Raw genomic sequence first — 15,473 nt, forward strand, 5'->3', positions numbered from 1 at the left:
AATACTGTTTGAAGTTAAATGAAAAAACTGGGTTCTACGCTGGTAGGACCTAGTCAATTACATAAACCAATCAACATCCATTGTGTTGCCCCATACACTCCGCACATGTTGTATGGGGGGAGTGAAACAGACATTTATCCTACTTCAAGATATTACACTAGCATATAAAAGTAGGGAACGTAGGCATATATTGAAAAATAAATTTAGACAATTGTTTATTGCTTATCCATATAGAAAAATACAAAATTTTACATACACTACTACCTTTATTATTTTCTTTTAGATGACTTCCCATAATAACATTCGTGTTTTATTCGATTTATGCATGATCCAGACGATGGACAAATAGCACTTTCAATAGTAAAAAAACGAACATCTGTATTTATTTCTTTTGGAAAGTTCGTTTTTAATCCTCTGATAGGATTTTAGCAAACAATCGTCGCTAACTATATCAGGGTGAATCAAATGCTTCATGATTTTCATAAATGTTCAGATAGAAAAACGAGATTGGTCGCGTTCTAAATAGCAAAATAGCTAATGTAGATCCGTTAATGTCATATAAACTGGGAATTTATCATCAGTCTTTGATGATTCAATCCCGTGCGTAAAATCATTAGCAAGGCAGTGTTCTTTTAGATATTATTTAGTAAATGATTTTAGGAAGCAATTTTTCAGTTCACCGAGCGAGGTTTTTCTTTTAATGATCCTAATGGATATTGGATAAAGCAACGTATTAGGGTCTTGGTGGTATCGTTTAAACAGGTTGAACAGCCATGATCCGTTAAAAAGTTAAGAAATGTTGTAAATCGTATTCATAACTAGTGACTTTATTAACCGAGAAGTTTTTTTCAATCTCGACATACAATACAAATTCATCGATGGGCTGCGTTGTAAATGCAAGTATAAAACCTCTCAATAATTAGGATCTGTACAAAATCATTCTATTATCGAATCGTAAAAGAGGAACGTTATCGTTTACATGAAAAGTAAAAGCATATGGATCTTCACAAGTGCAAGTTGAAAAGTTCTATGGGGAAATGAAATATCCAAGCCCCCCTCCACGCCAAATAATTTTAGTTTACATAATATAAATACCTTAATCACAACTTATTAATAATCGGATACTTCTTATAATTTATCGTACAAAAGGGGATTATTCGTTTAAATAATGCTAATTATCGTTTAATGTAGATTTGCCCAATATTCATAAGAGTGAACAAATAACAAAGTTGAAACCGAGATACGGATAGTATTATATATTGCTTATGAGTTATTTAATACATACAAATATTGAAGGAATAAGGAAAAGCTGTAGTCTATAGTTGTAGATAATCATTGAGGTGTTCACCCTGGATTATGTAAAATAAGGAAACGCTAAATACTTTTATTGTGCGCTGTGAGAGCGATCGAGATGGGCAACGGTACGTGTTACTGAATCTCGATACGTTTCACAGCGTTAAAGAACAGTAAAGTATAGAACCTGTTAAGGATTTGGAAATAGCTGAGAAAGAATCTCCTAGAGTAGATAATCAATGCGAGATTGAAACAAGTGATGGTATGCTAGCTATTGGTGATTCTTTAATGATAGCTATTACTTCAAGCTTACAAGAAATATATCCTAACATTACAATTGATGCAAAAATTGAGCGCTGTTATGATATTAGATGGCGGCACTACTGAATTAACGTGTTCAGTAGGTTTACCGAAGAATGTAAAAATTGATGATACTTTGATTCAACATATAGTTGATGATTCTATTAGGAATGTTTCTGAAACAGAAAACGTAACAATTGAAAATACAAAAATAATAATTGAGAACTAACAACATAATAGTCGCTATATGGATTAACGAGGTGGTAATGAGGAAAAAAATCTGCTGAACATTTTATTGGATCGATGATGGTATCTTCTGGTGTTGGCATCATTAATTCGACCATCATATTAATGATGTAACGCGGCGTACTGAACCAGGCCCACCAACACCAATGTGTTGCTCACTGTTGGTAAAGAAAGTTTAAAAGTTGAGATGCATTAGTAAAGATTCTTTTACCTGATGAACTATCGTGCCTGTTAGCGTAAGACTACATGCCATTATTACATAATAGGCAACCATGACAAGATAGAAGAACTTTATGGTTCGAACATTTTGGGAAACCAATAGGTATTGTAGATTCCTCATCTGACTCGTCTGTAACCCAGTAAGTGTAATAACTCTCATCTACAAATTCTTCATGAAAATTAGTTATTAATAAACATAAATGATTTAAATTCCTTACTACCATGTACTCATTTGGGGTGTAATTTAAATCTTCCCATCTGCATTTATTAATTGCACCATCAATAACAGACAACAAAAATCTTTTTAGCTCGATAAAATCCCTTTTCGTCCAAGGCATCTCACTAATGCTAAAACCCACAGTTCCAATACCTACAACTGATTGATCTCTTTGATTCAACCAAACGATAAACTCTTTCTCTCTGGCTGTTACTGCTAAGTCTGACCCACTTAATGCTAGTACATCGAGAAACACATTAGTGGCGCCATTGGACATAGAGAGTGACTCAACAATTTTTTCATCGCAATTGTCACATAAAGTTATTGTGTTTCCCATGTAAATGATCACCTCGTCACTATTACGTACAAATTATACCACGTTATACTGCCCGTTAGAGTTATATAAATCATATTCCTAATTGGAGTCAAGGATACTATTATAAGCGTAATTACTCTAAAGCTTTCTCGCCGAGAGGAGGAAAAAAACACGAATGATTAAACGACCTTTTACTTTATCTTGGATTACCAAAAGCGTAGTACCCATCTTCTTTATAGTCATTTTCCCAAAACGGTTGCATAAGTGTAACTTCTTTTCAGTATCTCTCTTAGCAAAGAAATTATAACATGTTAGAATATAGATTGATATATATGGTAAATGACGTAATGAACTATAATTCAATAATCTAATGTAAGGAGCAAAAATACATATGGCGAGGAAGAGAAAAACGTTACCGAAAAATTTTAATGAACTAATTGAAGCAGGTGATATTGCGGCATTACAAGAGGTATTTACAAAGTGCGAGCTAGATGCATATGGTGGTTATAGTAAAACAACAGCATTAAGTTTTTTCAATGTACCGGATGAATTGGTTCGCTGGCTCGTGGAACAGGGGGCAAATATAAATGCGAGAGACAATTACAAAAGTTCGGCTTTACATAATCAGGCAATAAGTCGGCGGGGGAATATTGAATTGCTTCTTGAGTTAGGTGCAGATATAGAAGCCTTGGATTATCAAAACGAAACACCTTTATTTGCTGCGGCTGCTTTTTTTAAACCAAATGCGGTGCGCACATTGATTTCTAAAGGCGCAAATATTAGCGCGGTAAATATGATGAATGAGACGCCTTTGGACAAAGCTTTAGCAGTATGTAGAAATATAAATATTGTTGATCTAGTAGAAGTTTCTGAGATTTTTCTGAGCGCGGGTATAGCTGTAACGCCGAAAATGAAAAATTCTATTAAGCGAATTGGAAAAGACTTCGAATTTCACAGAGAAGGTTTTAATAAAGAATATTTGAACGAAACGGATGAGGCACTTTCCCGTCTTTATGAGCTATTTGATGTTCCACCAGTAGAGAAGCGAAAAACGCATGATGGTACGTCTCCAATAACAGTATCTACAAAGGGCTGGGAGGCGCAACATAATGAACTATGGAATTTATTAATTCCTTCGCAAGGACATGCGCAAACTGTACAAGGAGAGGTTATTCGTATTACTGGTAAAGTCTCATACGAAATTTTAGATAACGGCGGCATCAACTGGGATAATGATTTTCGTAAAATGCTCAAAAGTTTGAACCATTACTTTAGCTTAGGTACACCATTACATCCCGCTGTACTTCAGGAGTCTATCACTTTAGCGAAAGAACTTCACAAAGGCAATGGAGATGAGGAACCTGCGAGACTATGCGAGTTGGCAGTGCAATGGGTACTTAGCAATCCGAATCCGATTATTTTAGAACAGCCCGAATATAAGCGCTAACATATTTAACGAATCCAATAAACAATTTTATAAACAATACTATCCACTTTTCTAAGCACTTAACGGCTAAGATAAGTGGATAGTATGCCGTAAGTGATGCAACGTGAAGCGTGTAGGGATGTGTTAGAAGGTTAGCATTTACATCTTCGAAAATGTGAAGTAAAACAGTCAATGAAGTCAATGAAGTCAATGAATTTCTGCGATAATTTCTAGTGAAAGGGACTGGTGAAAGTTTACCAGCTTCACTCAACATCGGATCAATCAGTAATCATTTTCCATTTATTGAGATAATTGATGTAACATGTCGAATATGCTGTACTGAATGGGCATAAAAGCATCTCCTCTAAACAATTTAGTAACTACAAAAGTAAATTCGTATGTATCTTCCAAAAAAACATATTTTTTTCTTTCAAAAATATATGAACCTAGCGTTAAAACACATGTGAAAAATGGCAAGCCATCCAAAGCAGTTTTGGGGTTCAGTTCAACTTTGTTCAAAATGAGATTCATTTTTAGCAGTAAAATCAATTAAAGTATAGCTTTTTTGATCAACTTTTTTATTAAACTAACAAAAATACTTGCAACGCCTATTATAGTACTGTACAGTACTAATTATAACAAGGAGAAAATTAATGAATCAAAAACGTGTGATTGAAGTAGCTGCAACATTATTTTTAGAAAAAGGGTTTGCTTATACAAGCATGGATGAATTAGTTCGTGTAAGCAAAGTTTCAAAGTCTAATGTGTATTATCACTTCTCTAATAAGGAAGAATTGTTGGAAGGGGTCGTTGATTATTGGATTGAAATGTATCAATCTGCAATTGATGACTTACTATCTCAAAACCAATTATTAGTTGAAGATCGTATCCAACTGTTTTTAAAGCAATTATCACAAGGAGTTCAGACGAGAGAATATAAGGGGAGCTGTCCATTTATTACGCTTTATATTCAAAGCCCTATAAATGCCACAAAAGTAAAAGAAAAAATAGCTCTTTTTTTTCAAGGATTACAAACGAAAGTTTCTCTATTACTTAAACAAGGGGTAGAGAATGGTGAATTTAGAAAGACAATAAATATTGACGAGGTTGCATCTCTTTTTATTACAAATCTTGAAGGAGCGCTATTTATTTCAGAAACACTGGAGGATGCAACTGTAATCATGAAAACAGCAGATCATTTGTTTAACTTGCTTCGATAAAAGAAGCATTTTTTTTACATCAAATTAGTACTAAACAGTACTACAAGGAGGATTTTTTATGAGAACAGTATTTTTAACTGGTGGAACAGGTTTTATCGGAAAGCAATTAGTGAAGGAATTAGCCAAAGAGCATGTTACAATTCTTCTTTTAGTGAGATCGAAAAGTAAAGCAACACGCATTTATCAAGAAAGAGGCATCTTAAAAGAGACAGATATGCACTTTATTGAAGGTGATTTAACGAAAATAGACTTAGGTCTAAGTGCTGAAGATAAGGAGTTGGTATTGAAAACGGATGTGATTATTCACGCAGGAGGCCCCATGGATATTCAAGCGACTAGCAAAGAGGCAGCTTCTGTATTTTTGAATGGTGCCCAACATATTAGTGAATTCGCTAAAAATATTCACCAATTGAAGGGATTGCAACAATTTATTCATGTTGTAGGCTATATGAGTCCCTTTGATGATAAAAATAGCAAGATTGCGATAGATGTGTTTAAAGAAGGAAACAATTTTTTGAAAATAAAAAATCCCTATGAGAGAACAAAGTTTTTAGCAGATCTTTATATCCGTCAGCAGGCATCAACAGTAGGTTATCCGCTTTCAGTAATTAATCCACCAACTGTAGTTGGTAGTAGTAAAACAGGGAGTACGGAGCAAACAGAAAACTTAGGATTGCTTGTGATGAGTATGCGAAAAGGGCTCTTGCCAGTGATCCCTGGAGGTAAGAAATATAGATTACCACTTATTGAAAACGATGAACTAGCAAAGTTTATTGTGCAGGTTTTCAGATTGGAGCAACCAACTATACAAACATATACACTTGTTGAAGATAAACAACATGATCAGAATATTTCAGAATTATTAGATGCTATGTCAGAAAGTATGAATATGACTGCACCTAAAATTTCTGCCCCATTGCCATTTATGAAAGCACTTATGAATAGTGGCGTAAGCAAAATAACCCAAATTCCTGCTGATGGGCTGAACTTTATTACAAAACGAACATTTTCAAATAGTTCAGTGAAAAAAATTATGGGAGAAGATTGGTTTAAGGAGACAAATGTTATGAAATTTTTCCCAGCCGTAGTAGCTGATCTGGATTATCGCATGATGTATCAAAATGGCCAGCACAGTCATTTATATAAACGAACATTATGTAATAATACGACCATTTATCAAACAGAAGGAAAGGGTAAACCGTTTATTCTATTACATGGTTTATTAAGTGATGGAGAGGATTTATTTCCTTTAGGGAAAGAGCTTCATGAAAAAACGGGTCGACCTGTATGGATCATGGACCTTCCAGGTTTGGGACGTTCTCCTTTTAAACGAGAGAAAAATCTTTTAAATATCTATTTGAATGTAGTGAAAAATTTATTGGAGAAAGCTACTAACGGTGCCCATCTAATTGGCCATTCATTTGGTGCGTATATTCTTTTGGAAGCATTAGTACAAAAGTATATAGATGAGAAGTTTACAATTACTTTACTTCAGCCACCAGTTGCTAAAAAAAATGCTAAATCGATAAATGTTCCTCAATTTATGAACAAATGGACATTGAAATTGGCAACTACTCATTTGATCGAGCGTTTTTTATTAAGTAATGGTTTATTTGAAAGTACGGAGAGCATCCCTGAACATTATATTGAAAAAATAAGTAACAGTTTTACTTCTCCTAGAATTTTAAATACTACGGTTCAGCTTAACAGTTTACTATTGAAAAACGTTCAAGGTGATTTCAATGAAGTAACAAAGTATAATCTTCGCATTATTTGGGGGGATTATGACAGAGGCTATTCTGCTCCTTCGCATCTGGGTAAGGTTGATTTTGTTCCATATGGTCATCATTTTCCTCTTAACCATCCAAGTGAAACGGCTAATTTGATAATAAAAAATAGTAGTACTAGCAGATGAGAGTGTAGGATAAATAAAAAGCGTGTAGTAAGATCGTTGTGTCTTTGAAATAAAGTCGTACTGTTTGAAAAAAAGATTGTCTACTTGAACGCTGGATATATTTACTTAAGAATCTAACAGCTAATCAATTACAGCGTACATATCAGTATCCTGAGGTAGTAAAATGCGAATTGAACAAAGTATTGCTCCTTACGCATGGCATGTAATCACCTTGTGAAAGTGGAGAAGAATGCAATAAGATTTTGTATTATTTAAAAGTAAGCGCTAAATACAACACAACTTCTACTAAAAGTCTGGGCAGTCATTTCAGGACTTTTTCAGTAGATAAGAAAGGAAGAAAGGACATCATTTCGCTCAAAAATTGGCGAGATGTGTCCTTTTAATCTTCTACATTACCGAACGGGCTAAATACATTAACATGTGGAACTTTTCATCCTTAACATGATAATCAAAAAAAGGTCCAGGATCTGTACAATAACCGATATTATCGCTTTGTGTTATTTGAAAGCTATTGACTAATAAATTCTCCTCTATGTAATTTGGATATAAAATGTGTTGGTGAGAATCTGGATAGATGGATGAAATATTTTTCAATGAATTGGACGAACTTTCGTAATAAGAGTAACCCCCAACGATAATTGAATCGCTGTGGAAACGGTCTTTTAGAATAGGTATAGGAAACTGTGGATTGAGTAATGAAAAATCATTTGTTGTAAAACTGTCCACAAAAACATCGATACTAAGCGGTTTTAATGGCAGGTTTAAATCGGAATTAGAAATATAAAGTACGTTAAGTAAAGGATTGATACATTCAATCCTTTTTCTAACCTTCTTGAGCATCTCAAGTGAGTAACCACTGAATACATAGGATGCACTCAAGTCAAAATTATCACTATATTTGGGTAGTGTCACAAAAGCATCGATGTTGGTTTCCACAATTAATTTGTTTTTCAAATCTATATTTTGTAGTGTTTTTTGAAACCAAAAGTTACTTTTTTCAAACAAATTTATCATCCCGTGATTCATCTCTTTAATTGTTTGTATGTCGTAAAAATAGGACGGGTATGGAGAAATCTCATACAAGTTAGCGGTGATGATAATACCTTCTTCAATAACTGCTTCGTAATCACAAGTACAAGTTAAATAACCTTTTTGAATGGAATTATTACTAATCGAAACATCTTTCATTTCAAGTGGGATGTGGCACTTTGGACAATAGAGAATATTTACAAAGGATAGCGGGACACCTTTTAAATATTCCTTTTCGGACGTAGAATTTTTAGTGTGAATCGATTTATCAATTAGTTGGATTGCCTTTGATAACTCGTCCTTTTTCTGGATTAACTGGTCCTTTTTATCGATTAGCAAGGTATTGTAGTAGACGAGATCTTCAGGGTCCATGAAATTTGTAACACGCTGATACGATAGAATTTGTTGTATTTCTAGCAGTGAAAAATGGAGCTTTTTTAGCTTAGCAATAAAAATCATATCATCGTGGCTCGATTGATTCATTTGATATTGAGTGTTTTTTTTGTCTGGAAGTAACAAACCAAGTTCGATGTAATAACGAACAGTATCGATTGAAACATTGTAAATCTTTGCAAATGTACCGATTTTCATAAATTCCCCCCAGTAAAAAAGTGGAGTTACTCCACTTTTTTTTTTGAAATGTGTCTAAAAAGTGAAAAAAGACTATTGACCTTGAGTCAGCTCCAAATATTATGATAAATCTAATAAGTTTAAATAATCAGAATATTGTTAGGGTAATTTTAACATATTAGTCAACAAAGGAGAATTACAATATGAATAAAATGGATCGAATGGATACGCTTTCGTTGTGGAAAGCGACTGAAAACAGCTATAAAAAAGAGAATTCTCTTGAAGGAAATCAAGAGGCAGATGTCGTTATTATTGGCGCAGGATTTACAGGTCTTTCTTCTGCGTATCATTTACAAAAATTAGGGCGAAGCGTTATTGTGCTTGAACAAGAATCGATTGGATATGGTGCTAGCGGTCGTAACGGTGGAATGGTCTTACCAGGCTATAAACCAACAATGCAGGAACTTTCTAAAAAATATGGGTCTGTCGAGGCGGAACAACTAAATAATCTTTCATTACTTAGTGTTGAGCTAGTAAAAGAAATTATAGAAGAGCATCAAATTAACTGTGATTTTAGAAGGACAGGTCATATTGTAACAGCTTTCAAGGCGAAACATTTTGAAGGATTGAAAGCTGAAAGCGAATACTTAAATAAAAATTTCGGATATGAATCAAGTGTACTTGATAAAAGTCAGTTACATGAAGAGATTGATTCTCCAATTTATCATGGTTGCTTAGTTGACAATTCAAGCTACTCATTCCATCCGTTGAACTATGCAATTGGTTTGGCAGAAGCCGCTAAATCAGTTGGTGCAAAAATCTTTGAGTTTTCGAAAGCGCTATCAATTGAATATGACCAATCAAGTGTGAAAGTTGTAACAGCAAATGGGGTTGTTACGGCGAGGGATATTATTGTGGCTACAGATGGATACTCCGGGAAAATCGTAAATGAGTTAAACAAAGGTGTACTCCCTATTTCAGCACGTATTATTGCTACAGAACAGCTTCCGGAAGCACTGTTAAATGCCGTTATTCCTAAAGATCGTATGGTTTTCGATACAAGCAATTTTTTATACTATTTCCGTCGTACACCTGATAATCGAATGATTTTTGGAGGGGGGGATATCCGACCCAACTTAGGAGATAGCGTCTACCAGAGTGTTTATAATGCTATGGTTACAACTATGCCAAAATTGGCTGGAAGCAAGATCGATTACCAATGGGGTGGATTTATTGGAGTAACTATGGACACTTTTCCGGTTATAGGTAGATCTAAAGAAGGTGCCTATTTTGCAACAGGTTATTCTGGACACGGAGCATCGCTTAGCACTTTGTTCGGTAAGTTATTGGCTCAATGGATTGTTACGGGAGATGCAGGAGGATATCGTTTTGAAAAGGAACGTTTAAAAACAATCCCATTTTATAATCAAAAAACGATGTTAGTAAACCTCGCACATATCGGATTCAAAGTGCTAGATAAAATTAGATAAGGGAGAGATACAAATGAAAATTGATATGTTTATTGATGGGCAATGGAGAGAATCGTTATCAGGTGGAAGAAAAGACATTTTAAATCCAGCAACTGGAGAGGTAATGGCTTCGGCTGCTAGTGGAACAGTAGAAGATACAAAATTGGCAATCAAGGCAGCTCGTGTAGCGTTTGATAGTGGCATCTGGTCAAATTTATCAGCAGATGAAAGAGCGAATTATCTTTATAAGATAGCAGATCGTCTTGAAGAAAAGGCGGCAGAAATAGCACTCTTGGAAACGGAAAATAACGGTAAGGTTATCCGTGCAACGACAAATGTGGATATTCCCGCTACTATTCAAATCTTCCGCTATTATGGAGACCAGATCAAACTTATTAAAGAGACATCCTATAACCGCGAGGATTCTTCGGAAACGATTATTACTCAGGAGCCGATCGGTGTTTGTGGTTTAATTGTCCCATGGAATTTTCCACTTATGATAGCTGCTCAGTCTATTGCTCCGGCTCTTGCTGCAGGAAATACAGTTGTACTTAAGCCTGCTGAAGTCACTCCTGTAAGCGCATACAAATTATTTGAAATTTTCGAAGAGGTCGGTCTTCCAGCAGGTGTGGCCAATTTGATTTTAGGACCTGGATCCAAAATGGGGAACGAGCTTGCTGAGAGTTTTGAAGTTGACCAGGTAACCCTTACCGGCGGAACAACAGCTGGACAAAGCATATTGCGAGCTGCTGCTGGCAATATGAAAAATGTCACGCTTGAGCTGGGGGGGAAATCACCACTGATAGTATTTGATGATGTGGATTTTGAAACGGCAGTCGAAAATGCAATGTTCGGCATTTTCCACAATGCGGGTCAAGTTTGTACAGCCGCTTCACGTTTACTAGTACATGAGAGTATTTATGGTAGGTTTGTAGAGAGATTGGCAGAACGTGCAAACAAAATTGTAATTGGCAATGGGGAAAGTGAGGTCATTGAAATGGGGGCACTTACAAGTGAGTCCCATATGAATGAGGTTTTACAATACATTAAAGTTGGAATTGAAGAAGGCGCAAGATTAGTATGTGGTGGTAATCGCATAACGGAAAATGGGCTTGATAAAGGATTTTTTGTCGCTCCAACGATCTTTGCAGATGTAAATTCGAACATGCGTATTGTTAAGGAGGAAATTTTTGGTCCAGTTCTTGTAGTAGAGAAATTTAAAGATGAGGAAGAAGCAGTCCAAAAAGCGAATGATTCCATTTATGGATTAGCGGCTGCTGTATTTACGGAAGATATGGATCGCGCAAGACGTGTGGTTAGTAAATTGCGGGCAGGAATTACTTGGATAAATAGTTATCACTTAGCTTATATTGATAGCCCTTGGGGAGGGTATAAGCAAAGTGGAATTGGCAGATCATTGGGTGTTGCTGGACTAGAACACTTTATGGAATTGAAGCAGATTAATATTCATCAGAAAGCTAAGCCTGTAGGTTGGTATGAAAATTAGAGTTAACTTGCTAATAAAATTGAATATATAGGGGGATATGCCTATGGGGGATAAAGAAAATCGCCCTTCTCTAAAGAAAGATCAAGGAGAAGTATTAAATAACTTGGAGAAGGATTCAATACTAGGAACAAAAAGTATTCCTTCACTGTATTTTCGGTTTGCTTTAGCAGGAATCATGGCTAACTTGATTCTGGGGGTTTTTGCCCTTATTGATGGTCATTTCGTCGGCTATTTTTCAGTTTTAGAAATTGAAGGGATCGGAATTGGTTTCACAGTCATGGTTATTACTCGTATGGTAGGGATTCTTTTTGGAGTAGGAGCAGGAGCAGTTATTTCTCTCCGACTAGGTAAAGGGAAGGTAGAAGAAGGTAGATCAATAATGGGTCAAACCCTATGGTTCACACTATTCGTCTCTACTTTGATAGCTGTATTAGGATTGATCTTTGAAAAAGAATTGATGCTATTATTTGGTGCGAGCAGTGAGTCTCTTCCTTATGCGATAGAATACAGCCGCCTATTATGGATTTCACTGCCATTAACGATATTAGCTGTTGTACTTAGTATTCTAACTACTATCGATGAAAAACCTATATTATCCATGAACAGTTGGTTAGTGGCTGCTGTTGTTGCCGTAGTTGTAGAATGGGTAATGGTTACGAAACTTGACATGGGAATGATGGGGTCATCGTGGGGCAACACAATTGCTCAATCAATTCCCGCCCTACTAATATTATATTTTTGGTTTGGTAAAACAAAACTAAAGCCAAAAATGAAAGATATTAAGATTCAACTAAAAAAAATCGGTGAAGTGGCTTGGACGGGATTTGCCTCTTTCTCGGGTCTAGTTATGATGTTTTTTGCCATAATATTCACGAATAATTTACTTCAAGAACACGGTGGTGGGTTGCACGTAGCCGCTTTCACTATTCAAAACGGCTATATTACAAACCTGCTTGCCTTAGCGGCGCTCGGTGGAATGACAGGACTTCAACCAATCATTAGTTATAATTACGGGGCTGGTAATTTTGATCGTGTTAAAGAGGCCATCAAGTTCGGACTCATTTTTACGACAATATTCTTTGTAATTTCTACTACTATGCTTATCATTTTTGCGGATCCAATCGTGGCGTTTTTCGCCAGCGGAGATCCAGAATTACATCAACTAGGTGTTTGGACAACTATCGTCTTTAATTTATTGTTTACATTTAATGCGATTAATACGCTTATTTCTGGCTATTACGAAGCACAGGAGCGAAACTGGACGGCAACATTTATTGTAGCAAGTAAAATGCTAGTGTTTATGATCCCGTTAATGTTTATACTTCCGAAATTCTGGGGTGTTGAAGGTGTTTGGTACTCAGCTCCTGTTGCAGAAATACCTGGTGTACTCATCGCCCTTTATTTTATTAGAAAAGAATTTAAATATTTAAATGGCATGAGTGCGAATAAAGAATTCAAATATTTAAATGAAATGAATACGAATAAGCTAAGTTTATAGAACCCTGCTAATCTATCAAACGAAAGAGGGATGTTAAAAATGTTTTTTGCGAAAGAAGTAACAGAGGAAGAAGCTAAACAACTACGTGTTGATACGTGGGAACCATGGGTAGGTGAAACGGATAAAGGAATGTGGCACCTAGAAGAACAAGAGGTTTTCTATGTAACAGATGGAGAAGTGTTCATTACCGTTGACGAAAAAAAATATCATCTTACGAAGGGATGGGTAGTTTCTTTAGCTAAAGATCTTGTCTGTGAATGGGATTGTCCTGTCCTTGTAAAAAAGAATTTTATATTAAACCAAGAAATTGATTTGAAATAAATATTGGAGGTGTACTATGGGTGAAACAAAAGTGGAAGCTGAAGTTGTATTTATTAATGGAGAAGTAATCACAGTAGATCAAAAGAATACAGTAACAGAGGCTGTAGCTGTTAAAGATAATCGCATTATCTTTGTAGGTTTAAATAGTGAGGTTAATCGTTTTATAGGAGACAAAACGAGTGTCATCGATTTGCAAGGAAAAACACTTCTTCCTGGATTTATAGATTCTCATATTCACTTAACATATTATGGATTGAATCAGTTGGCGATAAATTGCAAAGCTGAGCATATCGATTCCATTGAGGTTTTATTAGATGATTTGAAAAAGAAATCCTTAGAGACGCCTAAAGGTGAATGGATACGGGCTTTTGGATTCAATGAAACCGCTGTAAAGGAAATGAGGTATCCAACAATCGATGAACTGAATGCAATTTCAGTAGAACATCCCATTATGATATCGCGTACTTGTAACCATATCAGTGTTTTAAATAGTAAAGCACTTGAACTAGCGCAAATAAACGAAAATACACCAGATCCTGACGGGGGAGTTATTGAAAGAGATCTTGAAGGGAAATTGACAGGAAAATTAATTGAAGCAGCAAATATGGAAATGAACGATGTTGCAAGACATACAGAAGATGAACAAAGACAGGCTGTAAAAATTGCTTCAGATCATTTCATTGCTTCGGGCTTAACAAGTGTACATGATGCAGGAGGACAAGGACCTGATAGTTTCCGCATACTGCAACAGGCTGTGAAAAGCAGGGATATTCGTGTCAGAGTATACGCAATGATATGTCAGATAAATAACTCCCAAGAATTTGTCGATAAAATGATGGAATCTGGTGTAGTAACTGGTACGGGAGATGAAAGATTTAAAGTAGGGCCGGCAAAAATGTTTACAGATGGAAGTAGCACTGGGCCTACCATTGCGACCCGTAAGCCATACGACAGTGACCCAAACAATTATGGCATTCTATATCAAAGTGAGGAAGAAATTTACGAAGTTTTAGGAGAAGCACATAAAAAAGGATATCAACTCACTGTACATGCACAAGGTGATAAAGCCATTGAAATGTATTTAAATTGTGTGGAAAAGGCGATTGAGGAATCACCAAGAACAAACCATCGCCATCGAATTGAGCATGCAGGAATCTCATCGCCAGATTTACAAGAAAGAATGAAAAAACTTGGAATTATACCGATACCAAATCCTCCATTTCCGTATGAATTCGGAGAGATTTATGTAAGGCATTACGGTGATCGCGTTCAACATATGTACGCTGCCCGTGATTATATTGATCAGGGGATCATAGCAGCAGGTGGATCAGATGCGCCAGTTACTGATATTAACCCTTTATTAGGAATTCATGTTGCTGTTAATAGAAAAAGCCAGTCGGGTATGGATATTGGTTCCAGTCAATGCATAAGTGTTATGGAGGCTATAAAATTATATACATGGAATGGTGCTTATGCGAGTTTTGAAGAAGATATAAAAGGGAGCATCGAGGTTGGTAAGTTAGCCGATTTAGTAGTTCTTAATGAAAGCATTTTAAATGTCAGCCCAGACCAAATTAAAGATTTAAAAGTAGAAAAAACTATGATCGATGGTGAAATTATCTATTCCAAAGAAAATTTTGTGGAACTAAATCGAGTATAGATTATTAAATGATAGTATGCTGAATACGCCTATACGCCAGTTTGTAAGTATAAAAATCACGTGATTTATACCTATTAAATTATCAAGGTGAACCTTACTTTGAACGGAACCCCGAATAGTGGATCTATTCGGGGATTTTTGTGTTATTAAAAGGCAAAATCCTTTAGGTTCTTGCAACAAAACTGTGTATCCATGACTTTGTAATCATCAGAGTGAAAGTCGAACAATTGATTGCTGTCACTGTTTGTCAAACTAGTCTTCGGCTAA

General features: G+C 35.7%; 11 protein-coding genes. 9 read left to right on the forward strand and 2 right to left on the reverse strand.

Annotated elements, in window-relative coordinates; translation table 11 throughout:
- Positions 1-1,642 precede the first annotated feature (1,642 nt).
- On the forward strand, positions 1,643-1,822 hold the full coding sequence (locus BFJ97_RS24050) for a hypothetical protein (RefSeq protein WP_139114405.1): 180 nt from the start codon (positions 1,643-1,645) through the stop codon (positions 1,820-1,822).
- Positions 1,823-2,081: 259 nt separating this feature from the next.
- Here BFJ97_RS24050 and BFJ97_RS08880 read toward each other — a convergent pair whose 3' ends face one another.
- Positions 2,082-2,612, reverse strand: coding sequence for a hypothetical protein (locus BFJ97_RS08880; protein WP_068984286.1), 531 nt, complete (start codon positions 2,610-2,612; stop codon positions 2,082-2,084).
- A gap of 370 nt (positions 2,613-2,982) precedes the next feature.
- Here BFJ97_RS08880 and BFJ97_RS08885 point away from each other — a divergent pair, with 370 nt between their 5' ends.
- The 3 genes from BFJ97_RS08885 (at position 2,983) to BFJ97_RS08895 (ending at position 7,152) form a co-directional block, all read left to right on the forward strand.
- Entirely contained in the window at positions 2,983-4,038 is a 1,056-nt protein-coding gene (locus BFJ97_RS08885; protein ID WP_068984287.1) for an ankyrin repeat domain-containing protein, read from the forward strand.
- A 632-nt stretch (positions 4,039-4,670) separates the two neighbouring features.
- Positions 4,671-5,237 (forward strand): TetR/AcrR family transcriptional regulator, encoded by a 567-nt coding sequence (locus tag BFJ97_RS08890; protein ID WP_068984288.1) that lies wholly within the window; start codon positions 4,671-4,673, stop codon positions 5,235-5,237.
- A gap of 58 nt (positions 5,238-5,295) precedes the next feature.
- On the forward strand, positions 5,296-7,152 hold the full coding sequence (locus tag BFJ97_RS08895; RefSeq protein WP_068984289.1) for an alpha/beta fold hydrolase: 1,857 nt from the start codon (positions 5,296-5,298) through the stop codon (positions 7,150-7,152).
- A 387-nt stretch (positions 7,153-7,539) separates the two neighbouring features.
- Here the strand turns inward: BFJ97_RS08895 and BFJ97_RS08900 are convergent, their stop codons facing one another.
- A complete protein-coding gene (locus tag BFJ97_RS08900; protein WP_068984290.1) occupies positions 7,540-8,772 on the reverse strand; it encodes a MerR family transcriptional regulator in 1,233 nt (410 codons plus the stop codon).
- 182 nt (positions 8,773-8,954) lie between these two features.
- Here BFJ97_RS08900 and BFJ97_RS08905 point away from each other — a divergent pair, with 182 nt between their 5' ends.
- The 5 genes from BFJ97_RS08905 to BFJ97_RS08925 are packed head-to-tail and all read left to right on the forward strand — an operon-like array spanning position 8,955 to position 15,206.
- A complete protein-coding gene (locus BFJ97_RS08905; protein ID WP_068984291.1) occupies positions 8,955-10,241 on the forward strand; it encodes an NAD(P)/FAD-dependent oxidoreductase in 1,287 nt (428 codons plus the stop codon).
- A gap of 13 nt (positions 10,242-10,254) precedes the next feature.
- Positions 10,255-11,727 (forward strand): aldehyde dehydrogenase family protein, encoded by a 1,473-nt coding sequence (locus tag BFJ97_RS08910; RefSeq protein WP_068984292.1) that lies wholly within the window; start codon positions 10,255-10,257, stop codon positions 11,725-11,727.
- Between the two features lie 43 nt (positions 11,728-11,770).
- Complete coding sequence (locus tag BFJ97_RS08915) at positions 11,771-13,225, forward strand: MATE family efflux transporter (RefSeq protein ID WP_083226969.1); 1,455 nt, start codon at positions 11,771-11,773, stop codon at positions 13,223-13,225.
- 39 nt (positions 13,226-13,264) lie between these two features.
- A complete protein-coding gene (locus tag BFJ97_RS08920; RefSeq protein ID WP_068984293.1) occupies positions 13,265-13,546 on the forward strand; it encodes a cupin domain-containing protein in 282 nt (93 codons plus the stop codon).
- A gap of 31 nt (positions 13,547-13,577) precedes the next feature.
- Positions 13,578-15,206, forward strand: a complete 1,629-nt coding sequence (locus tag BFJ97_RS08925; RefSeq protein WP_068984482.1) for an amidohydrolase — start codon at positions 13,578-13,580, stop codon at positions 15,204-15,206.
- Positions 15,207-15,473: the final 267 nt, after the last annotated feature.

The organism is Lysinibacillus xylanilyticus (assembly GCF_001708185.1).
Lineage (GTDB): Bacteria > Bacillota > Bacilli > Bacillales_A > Planococcaceae > Lysinibacillus > Lysinibacillus xylanilyticus_A.